This window comes from Lapidilactobacillus salsurivasis (assembly GCF_054785215.1).
Map to the genome: position 1 here is coordinate 295,847 of NZ_BAAABI010000003.1, position 25,028 is coordinate 320,874.

20 protein-coding genes and 1 pseudogene are annotated in these 25,028 nt (G+C 48.5%); 11 read left to right on the plus strand and 10 right to left on the minus strand.

Annotated elements, in window-relative coordinates; genetic code table 11:
* Positions 1-283 precede the first annotated feature (283 nt).
* Positions 284-1,570: an adenylosuccinate synthase gene (locus tag ACYVSB_RS05420; RefSeq protein WP_461218694.1), complete on the plus strand. Its 1,287-nt coding sequence runs from the start codon at positions 284-286 to the stop codon at positions 1,568-1,570.
* A 108-nt stretch (positions 1,571-1,678) separates the two neighbouring features.
* Here ACYVSB_RS05420 and ACYVSB_RS05425 read toward each other — a convergent pair whose 3' ends face one another.
* The 7 genes from ACYVSB_RS05425 to ACYVSB_RS05455 all read right to left on the minus strand — a co-directional run bounded on the left by ACYVSB_RS05425 (position 1,679) and on the right by ACYVSB_RS05455 (position 7,268).
* Complete coding sequence (locus tag ACYVSB_RS05425; protein WP_164511144.1) at positions 1,679-1,846, minus strand: hypothetical protein; 168 nt, start codon at positions 1,844-1,846, stop codon at positions 1,679-1,681.
* A 713-nt stretch (positions 1,847-2,559) separates the two neighbouring features.
* A complete protein-coding gene (locus ACYVSB_RS05430) occupies positions 2,560-3,210 on the minus strand; it encodes an NAD(P)H-binding protein (protein WP_125599520.1) in 651 nt (216 codons plus the stop codon).
* 10 nt (positions 3,211-3,220) lie between these two features.
* On the minus strand, positions 3,221-4,075 hold the full coding sequence (locus tag ACYVSB_RS05435) for an aldo/keto reductase (RefSeq protein ID WP_125599523.1): 855 nt from the start codon (positions 4,073-4,075) through the stop codon (positions 3,221-3,223).
* A gap of 20 nt (positions 4,076-4,095) precedes the next feature.
* The gene (locus tag ACYVSB_RS05440; RefSeq protein ID WP_461218695.1) at positions 4,096-5,556 is read right to left on the minus strand and encodes an MFS transporter; all 1,461 of its coding nucleotides are present in this window, start codon (positions 5,554-5,556) and stop codon (positions 4,096-4,098) included.
* A gap of 10 nt (positions 5,557-5,566) precedes the next feature.
* Positions 5,567-5,938: a nuclear transport factor 2 family protein gene (locus ACYVSB_RS05445; RefSeq protein WP_125599529.1), complete on the minus strand. Its 372-nt coding sequence runs from the start codon at positions 5,936-5,938 to the stop codon at positions 5,567-5,569.
* A 150-nt stretch (positions 5,939-6,088) separates the two neighbouring features.
* Positions 6,089-6,670: a TetR/AcrR family transcriptional regulator gene (locus ACYVSB_RS05450; RefSeq protein ID WP_461218696.1), complete on the minus strand. Its 582-nt coding sequence runs from the start codon at positions 6,668-6,670 to the stop codon at positions 6,089-6,091.
* A 19-nt stretch (positions 6,671-6,689) separates the two neighbouring features.
* Positions 6,690-7,268 (minus strand): helix-turn-helix domain-containing protein, encoded by a 579-nt coding sequence (locus ACYVSB_RS05455; protein WP_461218697.1) that lies wholly within the window; start codon positions 7,266-7,268, stop codon positions 6,690-6,692.
* A gap of 233 nt (positions 7,269-7,501) precedes the next feature.
* Here ACYVSB_RS05455 and ACYVSB_RS05460 point away from each other — a divergent pair, with 233 nt between their 5' ends.
* From ACYVSB_RS05460 to ACYVSB_RS05470, 3 genes and pseudogenes are all read left to right on the plus strand, one after another.
* Positions 7,502-7,750, plus strand: coding sequence for a DUF3173 family protein (locus ACYVSB_RS05460; RefSeq protein WP_461218698.1), 249 nt, complete (start codon positions 7,502-7,504; stop codon positions 7,748-7,750).
* 1 nt (position 7,751) lies between these two features.
* Positions 7,752-8,870 (plus strand): annotated as a pseudogene (locus ACYVSB_RS05465) (site-specific integrase).
* Between the two features lie 219 nt (positions 8,871-9,089).
* The gene (locus ACYVSB_RS05470; RefSeq protein WP_461218699.1) at positions 9,090-10,163 is read left to right on the plus strand and encodes a M42 family metallopeptidase; all 1,074 of its coding nucleotides are present in this window, start codon (positions 9,090-9,092) and stop codon (positions 10,161-10,163) included.
* A gap of 189 nt (positions 10,164-10,352) precedes the next feature.
* On the opposite strand, the gene ACYVSB_RS05475 is transcribed toward ACYVSB_RS05470, so the two are convergent.
* Positions 10,353-11,801 (minus strand): APC family permease, encoded by a 1,449-nt coding sequence (locus ACYVSB_RS05475; RefSeq protein ID WP_461218700.1) that lies wholly within the window; start codon positions 11,799-11,801, stop codon positions 10,353-10,355.
* A gap of 408 nt (positions 11,802-12,209) precedes the next feature.
* Complete coding sequence (gene glpO, locus ACYVSB_RS05480; protein WP_461218701.1) at positions 12,210-14,060, minus strand: type 1 glycerol-3-phosphate oxidase; 1,851 nt, start codon at positions 14,058-14,060, stop codon at positions 12,210-12,212.
* A gap of 208 nt (positions 14,061-14,268) precedes the next feature.
* Here glpO and ACYVSB_RS05485 point away from each other — a divergent pair, with 208 nt between their 5' ends.
* From ACYVSB_RS05485 to ACYVSB_RS05500, 4 genes are all read left to right on the plus strand, one after another.
* The gene (locus ACYVSB_RS05485; RefSeq protein WP_461218702.1) at positions 14,269-15,312 is read left to right on the plus strand and encodes an oxidoreductase; all 1,044 of its coding nucleotides are present in this window, start codon (positions 14,269-14,271) and stop codon (positions 15,310-15,312) included.
* A gap of 647 nt (positions 15,313-15,959) precedes the next feature.
* On the plus strand, positions 15,960-17,627 hold the full coding sequence (locus tag ACYVSB_RS05490; protein WP_125599560.1) for a peptide ABC transporter substrate-binding protein: 1,668 nt from the start codon (positions 15,960-15,962) through the stop codon (positions 17,625-17,627).
* Between the two features lie 247 nt (positions 17,628-17,874).
* Positions 17,875-18,543: a PAQR family membrane homeostasis protein TrhA gene (gene trhA, locus ACYVSB_RS05495; protein WP_125599563.1), complete on the plus strand. Its 669-nt coding sequence runs from the start codon at positions 17,875-17,877 to the stop codon at positions 18,541-18,543.
* A 319-nt stretch (positions 18,544-18,862) separates the two neighbouring features.
* Positions 18,863-19,456, plus strand: a complete 594-nt coding sequence (locus tag ACYVSB_RS05500) for a lipoprotein BA_5634 family protein (protein ID WP_461218703.1) — start codon at positions 18,863-18,865, stop codon at positions 19,454-19,456.
* A 208-nt stretch (positions 19,457-19,664) separates the two neighbouring features.
* Here ACYVSB_RS05500 and ACYVSB_RS05505 read toward each other — a convergent pair whose 3' ends face one another.
* On the minus strand, positions 19,665-20,048 hold the full coding sequence (locus ACYVSB_RS05505) for an OsmC family protein (protein WP_461218704.1): 384 nt from the start codon (positions 20,046-20,048) through the stop codon (positions 19,665-19,667).
* A 254-nt stretch (positions 20,049-20,302) separates the two neighbouring features.
* On the opposite strand from ACYVSB_RS05505, the gene ACYVSB_RS05510 reads away from it, so the two are divergent.
* The 3 genes from ACYVSB_RS05510 (at position 20,303) to ACYVSB_RS05520 (ending at position 24,853) form a co-directional block, all read left to right on the plus strand.
* Positions 20,303-21,970, plus strand: coding sequence for a glycoside hydrolase family 13 protein (locus tag ACYVSB_RS05510; protein WP_461218705.1), 1,668 nt, complete (start codon positions 20,303-20,305; stop codon positions 21,968-21,970).
* Positions 21,971-22,478: 508 nt separating this feature from the next.
* A complete protein-coding gene (locus ACYVSB_RS05515) occupies positions 22,479-23,417 on the plus strand; it encodes a hypothetical protein (protein ID WP_461218706.1) in 939 nt (312 codons plus the stop codon).
* Positions 23,405-24,853: a glycosyl hydrolase family 65 protein gene (locus tag ACYVSB_RS05520; protein ID WP_461218707.1), complete on the plus strand. Its 1,449-nt coding sequence runs from the start codon at positions 23,405-23,407 to the stop codon at positions 24,851-24,853. The genes ACYVSB_RS05515 and ACYVSB_RS05520 overlap by 13 nt, the downstream gene beginning before the upstream one ends.
* Positions 24,854-25,028: the final 175 nt, after the last annotated feature.

The window sequence follows — 25,028 nt, forward strand, 5'->3', positions numbered from 1 at the left end:
GGGAGTTTGCTGGTGTCTGCCAGTAAACTAGCGTGGCCGTGACCAAGCAGCACTTTTTTTGCACCGATATTATCGACATGCGGTTGGCGCGGGCGGTAGCAAGAACGATTCAAGAAATTCGTGAGTTTGTCAATCTATTTGCTTCTAGCCCAATGATTGTTCGCCTATAAAACGCTTACTTAGATGATCGTACACGCAACGTTTGATTTCTTCATTGTAAAGCATTGGAAAACATGATAATATATGTTCTGTTGTTAACGTTGATAAAAGAGGAGTTGCTAGCATGACGGGTGTAATTGTAGTTGGAACGCAGTGGGGTGACGAGGGTAAGGGCAAGATCACCGACTTCCTCAGTCAGAAAGCTGATGTGATCGTGCGCTACCAAGGCGGCGACAACGCTGGTCACACAATCAAGTCCCAGGGTCAAGTCTACAAATTGCGGTTGATTCCCTCAGGCATCCTTTATCCTGATAAAATTTCCGTTTTAGGCAATGGCGTTGTTGTCAATCCGGAATCGTTGGTGGGTGAGATCGCGCGCGTTCATGAACAAGGAATTTCGACGGCCAATTTGCGTATCTCCAATCGTTGCCACCTGATTCTTCCATATCATATCGCCATGGATCACGCGCTGGAACAGTACCGCGGCAGTGAGAAGATCGGCACGACGAATCGGGGCATCGGGCCGGCTTACACGGATAAAGCAACGCGCTCTGGCATTCGGATGGCCGACTTACTAGAGAAAGATGTTTTTGCCGAAAAACTTCAACAAAATTTAGCACTCAAGAACGAACTTCTAACCAAAATTTACCATCAAGAACCATTAAAATTCGAAGATATTTTCGAACCGTTTTATGAATACGGTCAACAATTGGCCAAATACGTTTGTGACACCTCGGTGCTGATTGACGAAACGGTGCAAAAGCACGGGCACGTTTTGTTTGAAGGCGCTCAGGGTGTCATGCTTGATCTGGATCAAGGCACCTATCCATTCGTGACCTCTTCCAATCCTGCTGGCGGTGTTTGTGCTGGCGCTGGCGTCGGACCAACCACGATCGATCGCGTCGTTGGTGTGGCCAAGGCTTACACCTCGCGTGTTGGCGACGGTCCTTTCCCAACGGAATTGCTGGACGAAACCGGCCATTTCATCCGTGAGGCTGGGCATGAGTATGGCGTTGTCACCAAGCGACCACGGCGGATCGGCTGGTTCGATTCTGTCGTGGTGCGTCACGCCAAACGTGTCGCGGGCTTGACCGATCTTTGCTTGAATTCGATTGATGTGTTAACTGGCCTGGACACCGTTAAGATTTGCGTGGCTTACCAATTGAATGGCGCCACGATCGATCGTTATCCCGCTAGTTTGACGGAACTGGCTCAATGCCAACCAGTGTACGAAGAACTTCCAGGCTGGCAAGAGGACATCACCCAGGTTAAAACCTTCGCTGAGCTGCCCGTCAATGCGCAGAACTATTTACACCGAATTGCCGAACTGACCGGCGTGGATTTAGCAACCTTCGCTGTTGGTCCCGATCGGACACAAACTGTGATTTTGAATCACGTCTGGGATAACTAACCAGGAGCAATTCTGTTTCCCGATTTTAAAAAAGAGAGTGAACATCATGCGGCGGCCAGTCGCGCGATATTCACTCTCTTTTGATTAACGCAGGTGGTGCTGGGGCGTTCATTTGCCTGAATCGTGCCAATTCGTCACTAAACCATAGATAGCTTCGCCGAGCATCCCAAAGCCCATCAGATACATGGATAACATGTTTTTGCCCATGAACAAGCAAATCACCACTAGGGCGTAGACAATCACCAAGACAACGCTCAACCAACGCGGATTCTTCATAATATCATCTCCGCCCCCAGTTTAGCAGATTGGCCGACCGAAAACCATTTTGACCCGCCAACAAAAAAAGAGAACACAAGACTGTTTTCGAAACGTCTTGCGACGCCAGCAGTCTCTGTTCTCAGGGTTTGGCACCCAAAAGAATTATAACATCTTTGCCGGCGAATGAGTAGCCTTGAACAGCGAAGTCAATGGATAAATTTGAATTGTTCCACGTGAAAACAACCCTATCCTGTGATTGAAGCAAGAATAGCGATTTAACGGCATTCTTGTGCCAATGGAGAGAGCCTAAAAATGCTGAAATTGCTATGGAGTGTGCCAGCTCTGTGCCAGCAAAACATCCAAGAAGATTGATTGAGCGATTACTGACGACCGTGGTAATCGCTCTTTGTGTCCCCGCGTTTGCCGCGCGCGCCGTGCAACGCGAAAGGCGCAAGCGCGAGCAAACGGCGGCCGGCGTCAGCCGGTCGCCGTATACCCCCAGTACTCTAACAGGGGGGAGTAAAGTAAAAAAATCATGCCCGAACACCGGGTAGAATCCTAACCTAGCGCGGTTTATAGTAACCGGAAATAAATGGGACATTTCCGATTAATCCATCATTTTGACTAGGTGTCATTTTCACAGACACTATATAAGTGCCGCTGTATCATGGCATGCGCTACTCGGCGTCGGCACATACACCACAGCTTGTTACTGTGCGACCAATATACGGCTAATAAACGGGACGCGGCTCACCTTGAGTTGTAGGGTCAGCAATACCAATACTCTCGTTTGCGACAAATGATGGATCGCGAACGATTTTGAGCACCACGTCAGCAATGCTTTGGCGGGAACCTGATACGCCAAGGTAAGGCTCATTTTGATGAGTAATCGTGTATTTGATTTCATTACGATCGTTGAGCCACGGTATACGTAAAGTCGTATAGGTCATACCAGATTCTGAAAGCATGCGATCAGAATTTCTTGCTGATTTTAGCCCCGCTTTGACGAATTCGTGATTCCACCGGCCAAATTCACCAGGAACTTCATCGTAGATTCCCAGGATGTTTGATGAAATAACACGACTTACATTGTGTTGCCTCATTGCTTTAAGGACGTTTCGAGTTTTGGCATTATCAGCATCGTGATCGACATCAGCAACAAAAACCATATCCTGTCCTGACATTGCGCTTGTCACGTCCTCAGCAGATTCAAGATCCAGCTCGATAATTCGTACCCTTGGATTATCATTCAATGCGGCAAGACGCTGGCTATTGCGTAATCCTAACGTCAAATCGACGTCATTAAATTCAGATCCCGATAGAATACGATGTTCAACGATCCGAGCAATTTGCCCGTAAGCACCTAAAATAAGTAGTTTCATAAAATACCTCCTAGTCTTCTGGATGCCAGGCCATAAACTGCGCGGCTTGTTGTTCCAAGGGTACGTTGAAGTAACGTTTATTGCAATCAAGCGCGGCAATTTTTGCCATTTCTAAGTCGGTTAATTCGAAATCAAACAAGGCAATGTTATCAGACATATGTGCCGGATTAGTTGTCTTAGGGAAGACGATATGACCGACTTGTGTATGCCAGCGCAAGATAATTTGTGCATTCGACTTGTGATACTTCTTAGCCAATTCTGAAAACAATGTTTCGTTCAATAACTGCGGATCACCATGCCCTAATGGGTACCATGATTCAAGTTTTGTTCCATAAGGGGCTAGAATTTCCTTCAAGTCGTTCTGTTGAAAATACGGGTGCAGTTCTACTTGCATGATTGCTGGTTTGATCGTCGCTTGCCGGAGTACTTCGTCAAGCCGAGCGCCATCGAAATTACTCAACCCGATGGCGCGCACTTTACCTGACCGGACAGCCGCTTCCATCGCTTGCCAGGCACCCATGTAATCACCGACTTGTTGATGGAGCAATAACAAGTCGAGGTATGGTGTGTTAAGCCGATCCAACATCTTGTCAATCGCGATCTGCGTTAAATCCTTGCCATACTCATGTGGCCACAACTTGCTGGTGATCCAGATGTCCTTGCGCTCGATGCCACTTGTGGCGACAGCTTGTCCAACCCCGCGCTCATTTTGATAAGCGTGGGCGGTGTCAATGTGTCGATAGCCCATCTTCAAGGCTGCCGATACTGCTTGTCGCGTGTTGTCGTCACCTGAAATTTGATACACGCCTAGTCCGACTTGCGGAATCAGTGTACCGTTGTTGAGTTCAATGCTTGGAATTGTCATGTTAATCCTTCTTTCTTTTGTTAGCGTGCAGCAGGTTTTGGCTCGCGACGGCGAATGTTGATCAGAAATGCAATGATGATCAATACCAAACCGATGATCATAATCGTATGAATGCCATTGAATAGAATCGTTCGCAACTGTGGTAGTAATGCTGGATCGAGACCTTTAGCAGTCGCCGAATCTGACAGATGATTGATCATATTGGTTGTGATCCCGTGTCCGGCAGTTGCCACTTGACGGGTTGTACTTAAACTGAGGACAGCGCCGAAAATTGAGGCGAGGAAGGTTTCCCCAAGCGTTCGAAATAATAGGCCAAACGTGGTCGAAACACTCACAAGTTCTTTTTCGACCCCGTCTTGAATGGACACTTGCATTGGTGTGAATGACAAGCCCATACCAAATCCTTCAAAAGCACCACTGATCAGCAACCACCAATACGGGGCATTCTTGGTTGCAATTACCATGGCAAGTGCAGAGATTAGCAAACTGGTTGTCCCCACCAGAACAATGGTTTTGTATCCAAGCTTCGTCATGAGATGCGCGGTTAAGCGGGTACCAATCAAAAGCATCAGGGAACCAGCAATCTGGGTCAATCCGCCAAACGTTGCGTTTGTCCCCAGAATTCCTTGCGCCCACATTGGAGCATAGACGCTATAACCGATAAAGAATCCATTGATTAAAAACATGATCAGGTTTTGCGCTTGAACCGGCCAAGCCGTGATTAACTGGTGTGGAATCAAAGGATTGGTTGCACGGCCTTCAACGTGCCAAAACGCGGCTAATAGAATGATGCCGGCAAGTAAAAGTAATACCGCGCGCAAGACACTGACAGCCAACGCATCACCTGCAAACAACAACAGGATCAATGCGAGGGCAAGAACCGCAGCGCCGGCATAATCAAAGGCTTGGCGTTCTCTTTGACGTTTTGTATCTTGATAAGCCCATTGTAGTAACAACATTGAGATGATTCCGATTGGCAAGTTGATAAAGAAAATCCAGTGCCAAGTAAATTGATCAACTAGCCACCCACCGATAATTGGACCACTCACCGTGGAAAGGGTGTAAGACGCAGTGACCCAACCTAAAGCCCGTGCGCGCTGCGCAGCATTGGGATAAATATCCGCGTAGATAATGAATGGAATTGAAACCATACCTCCCGTCCCAATGCCCATTACCGCTCGAGCGACAATTAGCATAACCATACTATTGGATAATCCAGCGATGACCGAGCTGCCGATAAATAAGAATGTGGAAATCTGAAAGGCTCGTTTGTTACCGATGGTTTCACCAATTCGACCCCATAATACGGTTGTGATTGCCGTGCCTAATAAGAATACGGAACTGACCCAACCGACGAGCCGGATGCCGTTTAAGTCGCTAATAATCACTGGTAGTGCAGTGTTAACAATGGTGGCGTCTAGGCCACCCATAAAATTGGCAATTAGTAAGGCAATCGTTGCCATTGCGAGTTTTCTTTTCATAAAGCCTCCTCTAAAAAAATTGTGCTTGCGAGCGGGTGATTTGCCATGCGTTATTGCGTTGAGCAAGTCTAGTCGTTGTCTCAATGTGCCAGCAATTCTCAAAGCCATAAATGCGGGCGGTCAAGTCTGACCGGCTGACAATGACAACATCTGTGCCGTCTTCAGTTACTGTTAAAGTCAATTCGTTACTGTCGAGATAGCGCATGCGACCAATTCGCATCTGATCTAACCAGACCTCCCGAGATTGTACTTTGCCATTGAGATGGACGAAAATTGCGTCTGGCGCAATTACTTGTTTCAGCAATGTCACATCGTGCCGTAGCATGCCTGATGTCATTTCGTGAAAAACGGCAATCGTTTCCTGTCTAGTTTGCTTATCCATAATGACTTCACCGCCTTTCAATATTGCTAGTATACCAGCGTCGATGAACTCATTCGATGGGCAATGTTTTCAAATCTGGGACTTATGCCACGCTTTTTAAAAAAGCGGCGCAAAAAAAGACAACCAGTTTCCTGATTGTCTTATTGATGCCTATTGATCAAATATTGAAAGGAGTTTTTCGACGCCGCCTTGCATCAATGCCGTCGCAAGTGTAATGACATCTTCTAATGGTGCAGCCCGCTTATTGTCGATCCACTGACGGTACACACGTAGGCCGGTGTCTTGGACGAAGCTTAACAACATTTGCTTTTGCCAATCAGCAAGCTTTTGAAACTCCGGTGAGGCTCCCCAAGTCTTACTCATGACCTGATCCACCATCTGCTGTCTGATCCCAGAATAAGCACCACTAATCGTGATTCGGTCATAGGCTGGGCCTTGGACCGCAGAGTATTCGAAGAAGCTGCGAACGCTTTTGGCGATGTCTCGTGGGTATTGAAAGTGAGCCGTGATTTGTAAGTAGCCTTGTGAATAGCGAGACTGCATCTCAGATAAGAGGTCGTCCATAGTCGGATAGTACCGATAAAAGGTCTTTTTATTGATCTGGGCCAACTTGGCAAGGGCCGTAACAGTGATCTTCTCATAATCGTTCGCTAGTATCAGCGTTTCAAATGCGTCATAAATCGAGTTAATGGTTTTCTGAACGCGCAAATCTTCATATCCAGTTAATTTCATCAAAATACCTCAGCTTCATTTATTCCAACTCTAGTTTTATCAGGCAATCACGCACTTGGCTGTCCATAAGTTTCAAACTCGAAGCAATATATTGTGAATGTAGCCATTCAGCAACTCGCCTACGATCGGAAAGGCGCGGCGTGTAAGTCTTAATAATCTGGTCAAGTGCCTCTGCTTCTGCGCCTTCATCATGAGCATCTCTTGCTATATCAGCTTTCGCAAATAGTTGTTGAACGGGAAGCATCTGTTTCGTTAAGGATTGCAGCGAATTATCCTGGTCGTCTAAGGCGTTTGCCCGAATATTCTCGACTACTGACATGTCGAGCATCAGGTCATTTGGCGTCACATTAAATACTGCACAAAGCTGCATCAAGCTTTCTGTTGAGGGGCTAAAGATACCACGTTCCATTTTTGAAATAGTCTGTTCGATGGTATTCAACTTATCTGCGAGCTCACGTTGAGTCATACCTTTAGATTTGCGTAGCCGTCGAATGTTTTGTCCGATTATTGTCCCTGTGCTTGGTGCAAGGTCCAGCTTCTTATCTGTGATCGGCTTACGATTCTTTCCGGCAGGTGTCTGTGATGTGCTTGGGCGCATAATTTTGTCCTCCTTGGGTGTACAACCAAGTGTTTGCGGAAAATGAAACTCTCTTTACATTATTTAAACATATTTAATGTTTGTAGTAAAGATTTTTAGTGTTTACAACGAACATCTAAGATGATACACTATCGGTAAAGTTAGATGTTACAAACAGCCATCAAAAGTGTTTGTTCTTTGACAACTGAATATTACCACATACAACTAAGACCAACAACATTGGAGGTGATCACATGGTCTTACCAACGCAATCGGCACTATTCATCAGTCGCCAAGATCTGATATCTTATGGGTTTGGTGAATACGAAGCCACCCAGCTACTACGAATGGCTAAGGCCAATCTCGTTAAATATGGACTGAATTACTACGCGATTCGCGGGCGGCGTCGCGTTCCAGCGTCAGCGGTTGAACAAATTCTTGGATGTCCATTATTTACGGCACAAACAGGCACGCTCGATGGCCGAGCAAAGGAGACTGAATAATTTGACCAAAGAGAGTGAACTGATAAAAAAAGCAAAAGATGGCACGTACTACTATCGCGCCAGTTTAGGATTTGATGCGATGACCGGCAAACGAATTCAAAAAAGGCGTTCTGGTTTCAAGACCAAGACCGCCGCTAAAGAGGATTACCGTAAGTTAGTCGCCAAAGCAGACGAGGAGGCTTACCACCCAACCAGTACGTTTAAGGAATTTACCAAAACCTATTTCTTGCCATTCTATAAAAATAATGTCAACGAACAGACCTTTCGGCATCGTTGTGGCGTCATTCGACGGGCGCTTGCATACTTCGACAACATGCAAATTGCCAAGATAACGTCATTCGATGTACAGAACGGGCAGTTTGAATTTCTAGAAGACCATTCCAACGGCTATACACGCATGGCACACACCTTATTGGGAGCAATCCTTAGCCGTGCAATCACACTCGGCTTAATGAACAACAACTCTGCCAAAATCGTTGGTAACGTCAAGCATCAGCAAAAAGACATTGAGTTCTGGACGAAAGATGAATTCCAGAAGGTGATTCAAAAGACCAGTAAGACCACGTATACACAGCGATTGGACTTCATTATCCTGTGGTTCATGTTCATGACTGGTATGCGTTCGGGGGAGGCTAAAGCGTTGACGTGGCGCGATATTGACCTCAAAGCGAAAACCGTCAATATCAACAAGACGTTGATCTACAAGAGTGCTAATGACTATGAGTTTCATAAAACGAAAACCAAAGACGGGACGCGTGTTATCAGTATTGACCAGCAAACCGCCGACTTTCTTGAGGAGTGGTATGAGGATCAACGATTGATGGTACATTCTAAATTCGTGCTGTCGCTCGATGGTGTACCCTTGAATAACAGCTACATTAACGCGATTGTGCATGATTAAGGTGAACTAACCGGAGTGCCGACCATCACAGCTCACGGCCTCCGTCACTCACATGCGTCGCTTCTCATTAGTATGGGTGAGAACGCGCTAATTGTCCGTGACCGGCTAGGACACGCAGACGTGCGTACGACGCTTGATGTTTATGGGCACCTTTATCCTAAAAGTGATGCCGAAGCGGCTAAGCGACTTGGAGGTCTACTCGATGTGCCACCAGAATGAAAAAGCGCTGGAGTGTGCCAAATCGGTGCCACTTCAAAACCAAAGCCGACAAATCAATGTTTGTTAGCTTATAAATGTTTCACGTGAAACATTTCTGTCTTGAAGTAAAAAGGATTTGCCAAAGACAAGTCATTAGATTTAGCATATAATAGTAAGGTATTCGAAAACAGCCTCATTGAACTGGTTGTTCCACATGAAACATTTGAGAGGATGAAAAGAATGGAAAAGAAAAACGCAGTTGAATTGATTCAAAAGCTATCCAATGTCTATGGCATTTCTGCCTTTGAGGATGATGTGACCCGCCTTTTCCGTGAAGAGGTCGCTGGCACAGGGAAAATCACCGAAGACCATATGCGCAACGTTTTCGTTGAACATCACCATAATAACGGGCAACGACCAGTTGTTGAGTTAGACGCTCACTCTGATGAAGTTGGCTTTATGGTGCGGGCAATCAAACCTAACGGCCAATTGATGTTTGTCCAGGTTGGTGGCTGGGCGCTGGTAACCATTCCGGCCCAAAAGGTGAAAGTTCGTAACCGTAATGGCGAATGGATCTCCGGCATTATCAGCAGCACCCCGCCACATTTTATGACGCCTGAAGAGCGAACCCGTCTTCCAAAGATGGATGAACTGAAAATTGATGTTGGTGCCACGACGGCCCAAGAAATCAGCGAAGACTATCAAATTGAGATTGGCGCGCCGGTCGTGCCAGATGTCACCTGCGAATATAATGAACACACTGGACTTTTCTTAGGTAAAGCGTTCGATAATCGTATTGGCACGGCGTTATTGGCATCGACGCTGAAGGATCTAGCGCAAACAAGTTTGGATATCGATTTGATTGCCGGCCTTTCGTCACAGGAGGAAGTTGGCGACCGTGGCGCTGAAGTCGTTGTCCGGAAAATCAAACCGGATTTGGCGATTGTTTTTGAAGGCGCGCCAGCAGATGATACCGTTATGCCGGATTATTTGATCCAAGCAGGCCTGGGTCGGGGGCCAATGTTGCGCGACTTTGATTCAACCATTGTCACCAATCCTCATTTCCAACGGTATGCTTTGGATATTGCCAAGGAAAATGGAATTCACACGCAACGTTCAGTTAGAACTGGCGGCGGTCAAGACGGCGCCATCATCAATCGCTATAATGGGGCACCTACCATCGTGATCAGTGTGCCGGTCCGCTATGCCCACACACCGTATTGCTTCATCGCCTATCAGGATTATGCGGATGCTCTGCAATTAGCTGAGAAAATTATTTGTCAACTGAACGCGGAGGTCATTAGCAAGTTCTAAACGCGATCTCGTCGGTGCTTTCTAAGTGTCGATGCGTGATCAAGCGTTGACCGAATTGAATGCGCGCGCTTGCTGACACCAGCTTGTTTCTGAGTCAAGCGCTTTAGCATCAGATTGAAATTTATCGTACTAAAAAAGCCGCTGATTCAGCGGCTTTTTTGATCCAGGTAGAAGATAGAACGGGTGAATTTATTGGAGCTCTTTCGTAGAATGACGGCGGGCAATGGCAGGTAAGATGAAGCCAATCCCAATCAAAATTACCGGCATCAACACGTTAAGAATCAATTGGAACCACCAAGCGCCTGGATTGCTGGTGTATTCGATTTTTGGCACCATGCCAAGGATGCAGGCGAAGGCGGTGAAGAGGAAGCACCAGAGACCGAAGCCGAACCCGACCTTGCTATTCTTGACAAACATATAGTCTGAATGGAATTTATCCAAGTGGCGGTTGAGTAGCATGAAGGCCAGGAACACCCAAAGGTAACGTAACGGCATGACAACGGAGTTTAAGTTCAGCAACCAATTGTAGAGACTGTTGGTCCCGCCAATCCCCAGGGCCGGGATAATGATGATCAGGCTGACCAGCAAGCCGGTAAGGCGGTAGCCGTTGACGGGCGTGCCCTTCTTGTTACGTTTCCGCAAACCAGCCGGAATATAGTCGGGATCCGCATCATCAAGCAAGATCCGCAGCGGCGCGTCAATGGAAACAGCCAATGCGGCGATCGAGGCCATGGCGTTAGCGATGGCGTAGATCCAGAGCAGCAAATTGCCCACGTGGAAATAATGACCTAAGCGCTGAAAGGCTAGGTAAGCGCCATTGGCCATTAAATCGTCAGGCAGGTTGTTGGCGTCGAAAATCATTCCCATGGCGAAGGAACCCATGATGGCAGAGACGGCCACCATAATTGCCAAAACGATCATCCCCTTGGGGAAGTTCTTGGCGGGATTCTTGGTGGCATTCACATAGGGCGAGATCTTCTCAGAGCCACCCACCGCGAAAACCAGCATGGAAATCGTTGTGAAATATTTGAAGTTGAATTTAGGAATATAGCTGCTCAAATGATTCATATTCTGAGTCGCGATCCCGGACCCGGTCATCGCCGGTGCGGCCAGGCCCAAAATGATGAACAGAATCGACATGATAAACATTGACATCCCAGCAATCGTACCGATGCGGTTCAACGTGGTGATCCCACGGGAAGCCAAGTACAGGAACAGCAAGAATAGCACGAGACAGAGTGATTGGACCACGATTGACGGCATGGTTTTGACAAAGTTACCATTACTTTGGAATAACCAGCTCCCGGCAATCATGATTGCCTGTGGCTTCTGGGCCAAGTAAGGAATGTGAACGACCCAGTATGTCCAGGCGGCAAAGTAAGCCAGCCGCCGTGTGGAAACTTCTTTGATCCAGCTAGAAACGCCGCCCTCGGCATCTTTGAATGTTGCGCCCATTTGTCCGACCATTAAGGTGTAAGGGACGAAGTAAAACGCCATGATCAAGACCCAGGAGACGACAACGACCAAGCCTTGCTGGGCGAAGTTGTTAACGACGTTGCCTAGGCCCCAAACGCTGACGAACCCAAGTAGTGCAATGTTGTACCAAAACAGTTGTTTGGAATTTTTTTCATCGGCCATGATGAACCCCCTTGATAAAATGAGAACTAATAGGCTTACTATAACGCCTTTTTAACGGCCTTGCATGAGATATAAATGAGATAACGGCTGAAATGAGTGGGAGAGTCCGAGACCATAGTTGGCAATTAATAGCGGCTTTATTGACAGATAAATAATGAGATCCGAGCGCGAAGGCTCATTTTTCGCTAATAAAAAAATTGAATTATTTTTGGAAAAAGTGACCGTCAGGCCGACGAAAAGCAGTGGGATCAGCAAAAACGTCCCTCTTTGGTCGAACCGCGTTTCTGGCGGTCCGCAAAGGGGGACGTTTTAGTGATGGTTACGCGTTAGTGATGGCTTCGTTTAAATGATGACATCATCTCACTGTTGGCTTCGCTTTTCCGTGGTGGGTTAGTTGCGATGATCGGCTTAGCTTAGGGTGGCGTGGCTTTGGCCGGCCTTAAGGTAGGTCAGGTTGCTTTCGCGAAGGACTTGATCGAGTTGTTGGGTCATGCGTTGAGTTTGATGAGGATTCCAATTGAGTTGGCGCGCAATTTCGTCGATCAGGGGCTGTTTCAGCGGGGCCAATGAATCCGCCTCGAACAGGATGTGGTTGGTCCGGCGCAATAGGTAGTCCACCGGAGTCAAGACCATTTCTTCGCGAAGGCAATAGTTCAGCATCAAGGTTTCAGCCAGACTCAGACCGGCGGCAGGTTGGGTGGTGTGGATCATCGTGAAGATCTGCAGGGCGTTAGAGCCGAACAGGTGGGCGATTTTACGGGCGTCCTTAGCGGCTAGACCCAGAGCTTCACCTTGATCGCTGATAAGTTGGAGCTCGGTTTGAACGTTGCTTGGATTAATGTCACCACCGGAGACCCGTAACTTGGTTGAGTCGATCGGTTGAAATTGTTGATGGAACCGCGTCTTCATTTCTCGAAGGATCATTTCCAGCGCGCCCGCGGCCATGCGGCGATAGTCAGTGATTTTGCCCCCGGAAAGAATGATCAGTCCGTCGTCCGCCATGTGTAGGGAACTGCCGCGAGAAATCTGCGAAGGCTTCAGAATTTTCTCCGAAAGGGTCTGCTCACTGGCCATCACCGCGTCGGCAATGTCGTCGCGAGTGGCGCGACCTTGATTGTAGTTATTAACGCTGCCAATCACTTCATCAACGCTTTGGTCGGTAATGTGGCTACCACCGCCGCCGTTATAATCGGAACTCCCATTGGAGGCGATCAGCGGACGAATCCCTGCCCAGCTTGCTTCGATGTCCGCCAGGGTGATTTTGGCTTCGGGGAAGCGTTGATTGACGATCGTTAACAGATAATCCAAGTCAGCTTGGGTGATCTGGGGATGGCGCAAGTCGCCGCGATAGTCGGTGTCGGTGGTGCCAAAGTAAGTCTTCCCGTCACGAGGAATCACGAAAATCATCCGCTCATCATGATGGCGGCTATCGAAGTAGAGCGGTTGTGGTACAGGTAGGCGGTGCCAGTCCACAACAACGTGGATTCCCTTGGTCGGCCGCAATTGTTTCAAATAGGGAACTTGCTCGTCCAGCTGATCGATTTGGTCGACCCATGGGCCCGCCGCGTTGAGCACCAGGCGGCTATGAACAGCGAAACTATTGTCACTAAGCAAATCATCAGCTGTCACCCCACACACATGTCCCTGCTCATCGTGAAGAAAATTGGTGACTTTGGTGCGGCTGACCATTACCCCGCCAAAAGCCGCGGCTTTCTTGATGTTCTCGATGACCAGCCGCGCGTCATTATTAGTAAAGTCGAGATAGGAACCTGCGCCTAACAGGTTCTCGGGATTCAACTCAGGCACTTGGGTAATCACTTCGTCCCGGGTCAAGGTGAAGCTGGTCAGACGGGGATCGTGAATCATGGCCAACTGATCGTATAGTTTCATAGCGACTTTAACCGCGAACATATCGTAGGTGGCGTCGGGTTCGTTATATATAGGTAGTAACATCCGGATCGGTTGCGGAATGTGGGGCGCGATCTGCTGGACCTTGGCCCGTTCCTGGACCGTGTCTGCGACCACGCCAACATCGAAGTTCTTGAGATAACGAATGCCGCCGTGGACCATCTTGGTCGAGCGGGATGAGGTGCCCTCGGCGAAATCCTGCATCTCCAGCAAGGCCGTCTTTAACCCCGAGGCTGCGGCCTGCAAGGCGACGCCAGCGCCGGTGATTCCGCCGCCAATGATGACAAGGTCAAACGTCTCGTTGGCAAGTCTATCCAAATTGTCTTGTCGCGTTTGTGCTGAAAACGTCATCACAATTCCTCCAAATAATCTTTCTCTCTTAATTCTAAGGCACTCCAGCAAAATTGCAAGCGACCTTTTGATTTTTTGTGAAAGCGGATCCGCGCTATTGTTTGCGGGCTTGCCAAACGATTGATGGCTGTCACTGTTTTTATGGGCGGAGAAAACGTACAATGAAGGTAGCAATAACGGACCAACAATAAATCCTGAGGTGATTGAAATGAAGTTAACGATGGCAATAGCTGGTTTCGGAAAGAGCGCGAATCGGTATCACTTGCCATATTTAGCGCTCCGTCCTGAAATCAAGGTCAAAACAATCTATGATCACGGCTTTCGTCACTATCCCGAGGCGCAACAAGCTTGGCGCGAGCAAGGGGTGACGTTGACCAAGGACTTCCAACAAGTGTTGACCGATCCGGAAATCCAGTTGATCACACTGACCACGCCTGCCGCCACTCATTATCAGTTGGCTAAAGAAGCGCTGGATCACGGCAAAAACGTCCTGGTAGAGAAACCATTTTGTCAAACAAAGGCCGAGGCGGCTGAACTTCTGGCCTTGGCCCGGCGCAAAGGGTTAGTCGCGATGCCTTTCCAAAATCGTCGTTTCGACGGCGACTTCTTGGTGCTGCAGCGCGTTTTGCAGGTCGGCTATTTGGGACGTCCGTTAGAGGTTGAGTCCCATATGGATCACTATCGTCTGCAAGCAACGCAAGTCAACGGCGCCATGATCAATGGCCAATTCTATGGCCTTGGCGTGCATACTTTGGACCAAATGGTGGCGTTGTTCGGCACCCCAAAGCAGGCGTATTTCGACATTCGACCGCAACAAAATCAAGGTGATCTGGATGACTATTATGAAGTCGACCTGTTTTATGAAGGCTTTAAGGCCAAAGTCAAGTCCAGCAATTTGGTGGCGACCCCATACCCTAAGTTTCTCCTGCATGGCACCCAAGGTAGCTTCTTGAAGTATGGCATTGATCAACAAGAAAATGATTTGAAGGCGCAGATCATGCCAGGCACGGCTGGATTCGGCCAAGATGATCCCAGCGCCTATGGCCGACTTCATTATCAAAATAGTAATGGTGATTGGATCGATAAGTCGCTGCCGACTCCAACTGGTGACTACGGTCGGGTTTACGATGCAATGATGGCGTCAATCATCACTGGCGCGCCGAAGCTAGTCAGTGATCAAGAATTGCTGACGGTGATGGCCCTGTTGGAGGCCGGTGCAGCCAGTGCCGGTCCACACGTGGTCACTTTGTAGTTGCCGTGTAGTTACTGGCCGCCGTTCGCTACGTCCGATTCACTGGTCACAGCAGATTATTTCCCGGGAAATAATCTGGGCAACCTGGCGAAGATTGAAAGTTACCGGTCTTCCGTTTGCCCGGGTGCGACACAATCAGTCCCCTGTCATGATGCGGACAAGAATCGTTGTTTCTGAGGAAGATCAGTAGTACCAAGTCAGCTGACACAAAATTGTCGCCTGTCCGGAAAATATTGACGGAAATGGGAAATCAAATTATTTCCCGGGAAATAATCCTCGCTCGAATGGTTAATGGTTGACAGGCTTACTATTAACAAGTATCATGAAGTCAATTAAGAAACGGGAGGTCCTAACAATGTCAAAGTTTACCAATAAATTAAGTGGATGTTGCCAATGCTGTTGTGGCACAAACTCTCTGCATAGTTGGGACCGTCAGAATTCAGTTCAGCGATGTTGCTGAACTTTAAAATTTTGGTTAGGCGTAACTGTGCACAGAATTGATTTGTGCGCAGTTTTTTTATGCGATTTTCTGGCGGTGGGTGGGTCATCACCGTATTGCCAATCGGTGAATCGGATGTGTGGATGTAACTGAGAAGGATTTAGGTAGGTGCTAGTCTGATGCTAGTAATAAATAATGAGGTGTAAAGATGAACGGGCGAAAATTTATTAAAACAGTTGGTAGTGTAGTGGTTCTAGGCGGGCTTTTGTTGCTGGCGGCTTGTGGGCAAAAGCAAGCAACGACCACAACCAAGCAGAATGCGGGTCAAGTCTTGCGGTTGCCGGTCGCGGCGCAGATGAATACTATTGATATCTCGGCTTCCAGTGGTTATGGCCAAACGGGGAATATTTTCGAAAGCTTCTATCGCTTAGGTGAGAATGGAAAAGTGGCGCCTGGCTTGGCTAAGTCGGTTAAGGTCAGCGCTGATGGGTTACAATATACTTTCACTTTACGTCAGGCGAAATGGAGTAACGGCGATCCAATTACCGCCCAGGACTTTGTCTATTCATGGCGGCGCACAGTTACCCCAGCGACGAAATCCCAATACGCTTATCTGTTTGATGGCATCAAGAACGCCAATGCCATTAACGAAGGCAAGCAGGAGCCGCAGACCTTAGGCATCTCCGCGCCAAATGATCAGACGGTGGTTGTTCAATTGGAGAAGGCCATTCCTTATTTCAAGGTCTTGATGGCCTATCCGTTGTTTGGACCGCAAAGCGAGAAAATCGTCAAGAAGTATGGCAAGAAATACGGGACGAATTCTAAGTACATGGTTTATAGCGGCCCCTTCAAAATGACTGGCTGGAAGGGGACCAACAATAGCTGGCAGTTCGTGCGCAACAATCAGTATTGGGACGCGGACAAGGTCAAGCTGGATAAGATCACTTACGCCGTTGTGACGAACGCGCAGACCAGTTTGGACTTATACCAAAGCGAGAAACTAGACTTAAGTAAACTGTCCAACGAACAAGTTCCGACCTATGAGAATGATCCAGAATATACCCAATATCCATATTCCTATGTCAGTTACTTAAGTTATAACTACGCTAGCCCCGACGCTGACAAGAAAAAGATCTTGAATAATCGGGACGCACGCTTGGCGATTTCCTTGGCGATCAATCGGAAGCAGTTGACTAAGAAGGTCTTGGGGAACGGCTCCTTAGTCCCAACCGGTTTTGTCTCCACTGATCTGGCAAAGAGCCCCAGTGATGGCGTTGATTTCTCCCAGGATCAGAAGACCAAAGGTACCATGACCTATGACTTGAGCGCGGCGAAAAAACATTGGGCTGCGGCTCAGAAAGCTACTGGAGTCAAGAAGATCACCTTAACATTATTGGCGGGCAATGATAACGGTGACGACCCGTCAACGAACATTGTCATCCAATATTTAAAGGGTCAGTTGGAAAAAGAACTGACAGGTATGACGATCAAGATTCGGGCCGTGCCTTCCAGTGTAGCGTCGAGTGAACGGCAAGCGGGCAACTTTGATATTGCCTTGACTGGGTGGGGCGCAGACTTTAATGATCCGATTTCATTCTTGCAGATTCCGGAAACCGGCACGCCTTATAACTATGGTAAATACAGTAACGCGCAATATGACGCGTTGATCGCCCAAGCCTCCAACGCTGACGCTGGCAACGCCGAGAAGCGCTGGTCCGATTTGGTTGCGGCTAGTCAAATGCTGATGAAAGAGCAAGGCGTTACACCGTTATACCAAAGTGTTTATTCCTATTTGCAGAAATCAACGGTCAAGGGTATCATTCATAACACCGCAGGCACGCAATGGAATTATAAATACGCAACGGTCGGCAAGTAAGGTGACCAGTCCTTGGGACAACTAAGAATCATGAATCAGTTCTTTTGAATTAGCTAATTTGAAACGTCAGAGTGAAGTGTTAGATTGAATGAGTCAGATTGAATGAGCCAGATCGAAGAGTCGAATCGTCGCTTAAACGATTTGACTCTTTTTCTGTCATCTGGTTTTAAAAACCAGATGTTGTGCTATAATGGGGTGAAGATAACGATAAACATGACATCGGGTTTTAGAAATGAGGTTAGCTGATATGACAACAGCAAAAAAATTATTTGTCGCACCGCAACATCCTACTAAGCGTTACCAGATTCTCAACGAGGTTTTTTCGGCAATCACCCATGGCATTGGGGTGGGGCTGGCAATCACGGCGCTGGTCCTCTTGGTGCTCAAGGCGAGCGGCACGCAGGATACGATGCGGATCGTAACGTTCACGATCTACGGGGTTTCCTTGGTGGTGTTGTACCTGTGCTCAACGCTTTACCACAGTCTGATTTTCACGCGGGCCCGGCACGTTTTCCAGATTTTTGACCATAGTTCGATCTTTATCCTGATCGCCGGCACGTACACACCCTATACTTTGGTGGCCATTGGTGGCTGGCAAGGTTGGGCGATGTTTGGCGGTATCTGGGGTCTGGCGCTGCTAGGAATTCTGTACAAAATATTTGTGGTGGGCAAACATCCGATTTTTGAAACGCTGCTTTATGTTGTGATGGGGTGGCTGGTGATCATTTCGGCCAAACCTTTGGCGGCGGCAATTGGGATGAAGGGATTATGGCTCTTGATTGGCGGCGGGATCGCTTATACCTTCGGCGCGTTGCTTTACAGCATGCGGGGAATCAAGTTCATTCACGTGATCTGGCATTTATTCGTCCTCTTGGGCTCGATTCTGATGTTCTTCTCGGTATACTTATACGTTTAAATCCGTTTCGTGCTTTTAGACGTGAGTTGAATTTGGTCGCTTTAAGTCGCTGACTGACCTTTGGCAGCAATATTCACTGGGCGCGTTCCAGCAGGAAGGCCCGCATGTAACGGCGTTATAGCAGCAGATGAACTTGCTATCAGTCACAACGGGTGGCAAGCTCACCGCGACCGTCTGCTAGTGTTGGTGTTGGGGGCTGCTAAATGCGGTCTCAGCGCTTTCTAACAGAATTGTTCGTTTGCTGTTAGGCCAAGCCATGGCTGGTCACAGCTTTTTCAGATTAAATGGAGATAATCAAGTTTAAGCGGAGGTTTCCATTATGAAAAAGATCTTGACCCTGATTGTGACGCTGACGGCGGCAATCGTTGGCGGCTACTTCTTGTACGACCATTTCGGCCATCGTCCGGTTCACGGCCTGGTGATCGTTGATCCACAGGCGACACGGTTGACCACGACTTTGGCCGAACAGAAGGCGGAGATTGAGACGCAGTTGATTTTGACCAGTAAGTATCAGAAATCCACCGACACATTGGTTCTTTCTAAGCGGCAAGCACAGCAATTAGTCGCGCGGAAAGGTCTGAAACAGGTTACGCAGAAGGGCAAAGACGATTATCGTTTTCGGGCGTTGACCCAGGTGCCGCAAGATTTACCAGTAGTGTATTCCAAGAATAGTGGGGCCAATAAAGTTGTGGACCAAAGCGGTGTGGTCTATCGGGCCGCGACGCAGGGCTACGTGGTGTTGGGCCAATCATCTATGTTTACCAAGCAGTTGCTGATTCTAAACGATCGGGATTATCAGCGATTTCATGGCAGCCAGGTACACGTGGCCGTGCTAACGTTGAAGGATGACGCGGCCGATCGGATCAGTCGCTTTGACGGGGAGTCTATACAGATTTTCGATCAAGATCTCTAGCCGCAACGAACTCAGCATAACGAACCCAGCGCACACGGCAATGGCTGGGTTGCAGTTGTAGGCAGGCAATCGGATTCCGGCTGTTGCTGAAAATATCTGACCGCCAGCAGTCAAATAAAAAACCCTACTAACTATTTCTGACGTTTTGCATCAGGCTGGTTAGTAGGGTTTTTGAGTTGGGTTGTGAATACGGACTGATTCTCAGGTTTCAGACGAGGACCAGCTGTTCGGTGATTTTGATCTGGGGATCCAAGGATTGGGTCACGGGGCAGTTGGCGGCAACGAGGCGAAGCGCACGCTGGGCGAGGCCTTGCTTGGCTTCTGGGATTGTGACGTAGAAGGTGATGGTCATTGCCTGCACTGGGTTGACGTTACCATCAGGATTGCGGTCATAGCTGACGGTGGTCTTCTGAAAAGTATAAGGAATCTTGGAGTTGGTGAGGATTTCTTGATAAACATAGCTTTCGCACACGGCGGCGGCGGAAACCAGCGCTTGAACTGGCGCGTAGCCGATCCCGCGTTTGAAGGTCCAGGTTTCGGTTTGGCGATTTTGTAAGCCTTGGTCGGTTTGGTCAAAAGTGAGTGTCTCCATATTTTAGCGTCCTTTCTGTTTGTGGTCCCTGTCTAGTTTAACAGGTTGATCACCAAAACGTCAGGGGATTCACTTGAACTTGGCGTTATAACGGCGTTGTGCTGGATCGCGCGGTACCAGCGTCTCGTGATGGCGGTTAGAAATCTTGTCCGTGAATTTCTTGTTGAAAGGGGCAGTTTTGGCTTGCAAAGCCGTACCAATTCAACTAATCTTAAGATAATGAACAGTTAAGAATTCGACATGGAGGTTTTTGTATGCAAAAGCATTGGTGGCAAGAAGCTGTCGTTTATCAAGTTTATCCCCGCAGTTTTCAGGATACGAACCGCGATGGCATTGGTGACTTGCAAGGCATCATTCAACATTTAGATTACATCAAGACGCTTGGGGTCGACGTGATTTGGCTCAACCCAATTTACAAATCTCCCAACGACGATAATGGTTATGATATTGCGGATTATCAAGCAATCATGCAGGATTTCGGCACGATGGCTGACTTTGAAGAATTGTTGAAAAAGGCACACCACCGCGGCTTGAAGATCATGATGGACTTGGTGGTCAATCATACTTCTGATGAGCATCGCTGGTTCGTTGAAAGCAAAAAAGGCCGCGACAATAAGTATCGTGACTATTATATTTGGCATGATCCCGTTGATGGTCATGAGCCCAATGATTGGCAATCGTCATTCAGCGGGTCGGCTTGGCAATTTGACGAGGCTAGTGGTCAGTATTATTTGCATTTGTTCTCCAAGAAGCAACCGGATTTGAATTGGAAGAATCCGGATGTGCGCCAATCGATTTTCACGATGATGGCGTGGTGGTTGAATAAGGGGATCGACGGCTTCCGGATGGACGTGATCAATTTGATTTCGAAACCGGATAGCTTCTTGCCAGACAGCACCGGCTATTTGCCGCCAGTGGCCAATGGTCCTTATGTCCACGATTATTTGCTGGAAATGAATAAGAAAGTTTTGTCAAAATATGACATTATTACTGTTGGCGAAACACCTGATGTGAAGCCTTATGACGCGATCAATTACGCTGGCTTTGATCGGCACGAATTGGAAATGGTTTTTCAATTCGAGCACATGGGTGTGGATCAGGATTCGAAGTTTGGTAAGTGGAAGCCGCGGAAGTTCAGTTTGCCTGAATTGAAACGGATCATGAGTAAGTGGCAGATGGAGTTGAACAATAAGGCTTGGAATTCACTTTATTGGAATAACCACGACCAGCCGCGGGTGGTTTCCCGCTTCGGCGATGATTCCACGCCAGAATATCGGGTGTTATCCGCGAAGATGTTAGCGATCGCGCTGCACTTCCTCCAAGGAACGCCGTATATTTATCAAGGCGAAGAACTGGGCATGACCAACGATTATGATTTTAATTCGATCTCGGATTATCGGGATATTGAAGCGGTCAACGCTTATCGCGATTTGGTTGAGCAACGGCATGAATTGACCAATCAGGAGTTCATCGCGGCCGCGCATAAAATGTCACGGGATAACGCGCGGACACCAATGCAATGGGATGGCTCGCTGAATGCTGGTTTTACGGACGAAGGTGTCGATCCTTGGATCGCGGTCAATTCCAACTATACCGAAATCAACGCGGCGAAGGCGTTAGCCGACCCCAACTCGATCTACTATTTCTACCAACGGATCAATGGGTTGCGCCACCAGTTCCCGGTGATCGTTTATGGGAACTATCAATTATTGTTGCCTGATGATGAGCGCATCTGGGCTTATCACCGTCACGATAGCAAGCAGTCCCTGTTGGTTGTCACGAACTTTAGCGCTGACACGGTCCAGGTTGACTTGCCTGATTTGAAGAATGAAGCGAATGTTTGCTTGATCAAGAACTACCCAGACGATCAAGGACAGACGTTACGTCCGTACGAAGCCAAGGCGTATTTGTTGGTCAAGTAGGCGCGGTGACAGCAGGGTGATCATTGGTGGTCAACCGACTGCGACCATGAACGTTAGAATGGATAATTAAAAAAATCTTGAAACGCGTGTGCCAGCCGAGGCTAGTACTTAATGCCTTGCAGCTACCCAGGCTAGTTCACACGCTGTTTCTTTGCGAGACTTGCTGATTTTAAGAGCAAGTCTCTTTTGTTATGCGTTCAAAGGCTGGCGCAGCTGATCATGAGCTAACTTTTGGTGGCCAGCGGCTGGCGCGTGGTAAAAAAACTTGTCTGGTTTTAGAATCGCTTTGTTTGGCAGTCGGTTGATTGGCGCCGTATGATGGAGCAAAAGAGCAGGGACCGGCGTTACAGCTGGGCGTAGCGTTATAACGCGGTTGACGTCGACGACCACGTTTCAAAACCAGAGTGTGAACCGACCCGGGCAACTTCTGAGCATTAACCTAGCAGGGATTTTGGAAGTGGTTTAGCTTCCGGAAGCCCTGCGTAGTTAAGCGGAGGAAGTTAGGTCGGTGACCACGTTTCCAACAAACGAGGCGAGCACAATGCATAGCACGATCAAATATTATCCCGATGATCCTTGGCGACTGTCAGAGGCTTGTTTTGACCCCCGTAATTTAAATAAATATGAATCGATTTTTGCGCTGGGTAATGGCTACTTGGGGACCAGGGCGGCCACGGAAGAATCTTATTTGGGGGAGCAGCGCGACACGTTTATTGCCGGTAGCTTTGATAAGTTCGGTAGCGAGGCCAGCGAGTTGCCCAATCTGGCCGATATTTTCCAATTGAAGATCCGCCTGAATGGCCAGTTGCTGGACCTGACCAGCGGGACTGTCACCGCCTATTTGCGGACGCTGAACTTGAAGACCGGCGAGTTGACCCGGGAATTCGTGTGGACGATCGGCGACGCGGCTTATCAGTTCCGCTTTTCCCGCTTCGTGTCTTTGGCAAATCGGCATCTTTTGGGCGAAAAAGTTCAGATCACGCCCTTAACAGCGGCGGCGCAACTGAAAATGACCGTGGGGATCGATGGGCAGGTGACCAATCGGGGGACGCAGCATTTCAATGACGATATCAAGCGGCTTTATCCAGAACACACCTTGCAATTGCTGACCCAGACCAACACCTCGCAGATCAATTTCGTGATTACTTCCAGCCATCGCTTCGACGGCGAAGACTCGCAGATGATCGCTGCCAAAACGGCGATGCTGCGGCGGAAACTGGTCACCACCTACCATTTGACATTGGCGGTGAAGCAGACCTTGAATTTCGAAAACATTTCGACGATTTACACGTCGCGGGACAATGATTGCGTTTATCATGATCGCCAAAGTTTGCAGCAGCGGGGGCTAGATCAGGCCAAGACGTTACGGGACCAAACCTATGACCAACTTGTTCACGCGTCAGCCCAGGCTTGCAGGACCAGGTTTGGGGGCCCATGCCGCTGGTGATCACCTCCACGGATTTCCGGGATCAGTTAGCGCTGAATTTTGCGCGCTATCACTTGCAGATCATGACCCCGGCTCACGACCCGCGAATGAATATCGGCGCGAAAGGCTTGTCTGGCGAAGGGTATAAGGGTCATACCTTTTGGGACACCGATCTATTTATGTTGCCCTATTTTATTTTCACGGCGCCGGATGTGGCCCGTAGCTTGGTCACTTACCGGTACTTGACTTTGCCCGGCGCCCGGCAAAAAGCGGCGGCGGGTGGTTACGCGGGGGCCCAGTATCCTTGGGAGTCTGCCTGGATCACGGAGGGTGAAACCGCGTCGGTTTGGGGCGCCACCGACATTGTCACGGGCAAGGCGACGAAGATCTGGTCCGGTTTCATTGAGCAACACATTACTGCAGACGTGGCTTTTGGCGTGAATGAGTATATCCAAGCGACTCAAGATCAAAAATTCGCCCAGGAGATGGGGACGGAGATCATCCTAGATACAGGGCGGTTTTGGGCTAGTCGGCTGGATTGGCAGGGGGCTAAGCAGCGCTATGAGATCCGCGATGTGATCGGGCCTGACGAGTACAAGGAGCACGCCAACAACAATGCCTTCACCAATTACATGGCGCACTGGAATATGTCCTTGGCCTTGGAGTTGGTCAAAAAATTGCCGCAAACGGATCCGGCGTTGTACGCCCGCTTGGATCAGCAAATGAATTTGCATAAGTTACATGAGGACTTGGGGACCAAATTGCCTTTGCTATACGTGCCGGAGCCCAATCAAGACGAGATCATTCCGCAAGATGACGCTTATTTAAGCAAGCAAAAGATCGACCTGAGTCAATATTTGACTTTGGGCACAGTAGACGAATTATTTGATCATTTCAGTTTGGACCAGATCAATGAGTTGCAGGTGACCAAGCAGGCCGATGTGATCTTGTTGCTGTATATGTTCGAGGACAAATTCGCCAAGTCGGTCAAACAGAAGAATTGGGATTATTATGAGCCGCGCACCACCCATGATTCTTCACTGTCCCGGTGCACCTACACGAATTTCGCCGCCGATCTGGGGTTGGACGATAAAGCCTACTGGTATTACCAACAAGCGCGCGATATCGATCTAGGCCCCAATATGAAAAGCAGTGATGCCGGCGTTCATGCCGCTTCGCTCGCCGGTATCTGGTTGATGACGATCTTCGGCTTCGGTGGCGTGCGTTACCTTAACGGCAAGTTGCGGGTCGCGCCAAATTTACCGGCCGCCTGGCAACGGCTGGATTTCTACCTCTGGTGGCATGGCCAAAAGCTGCATTTCGTTGAAGACGCCAACCAAGTCACGGTGCTCAACATCACCGCGACAGCCAACGTTTCCATCTGCGCCAACGAGCAAAATTATCCCGTGCCCACTGACCAACCCTTGGTGATCAAGCGGCGGGAGGCCAACGGGTAGCAAGCGGGGGCGCCCTGCTTGGTAGTAATAACCTAGCTTGACCGGTTAAATTTGGTTGGCTAGGTTATTTTCTGCTGGCGAATCAATATAAATACCAATGATCTGCTGATATTCCAAGATTTTTCTGGTCTGGGGACTTAGGCCGATCGGTGCAAGCGGTGCCAATAATTGTCAG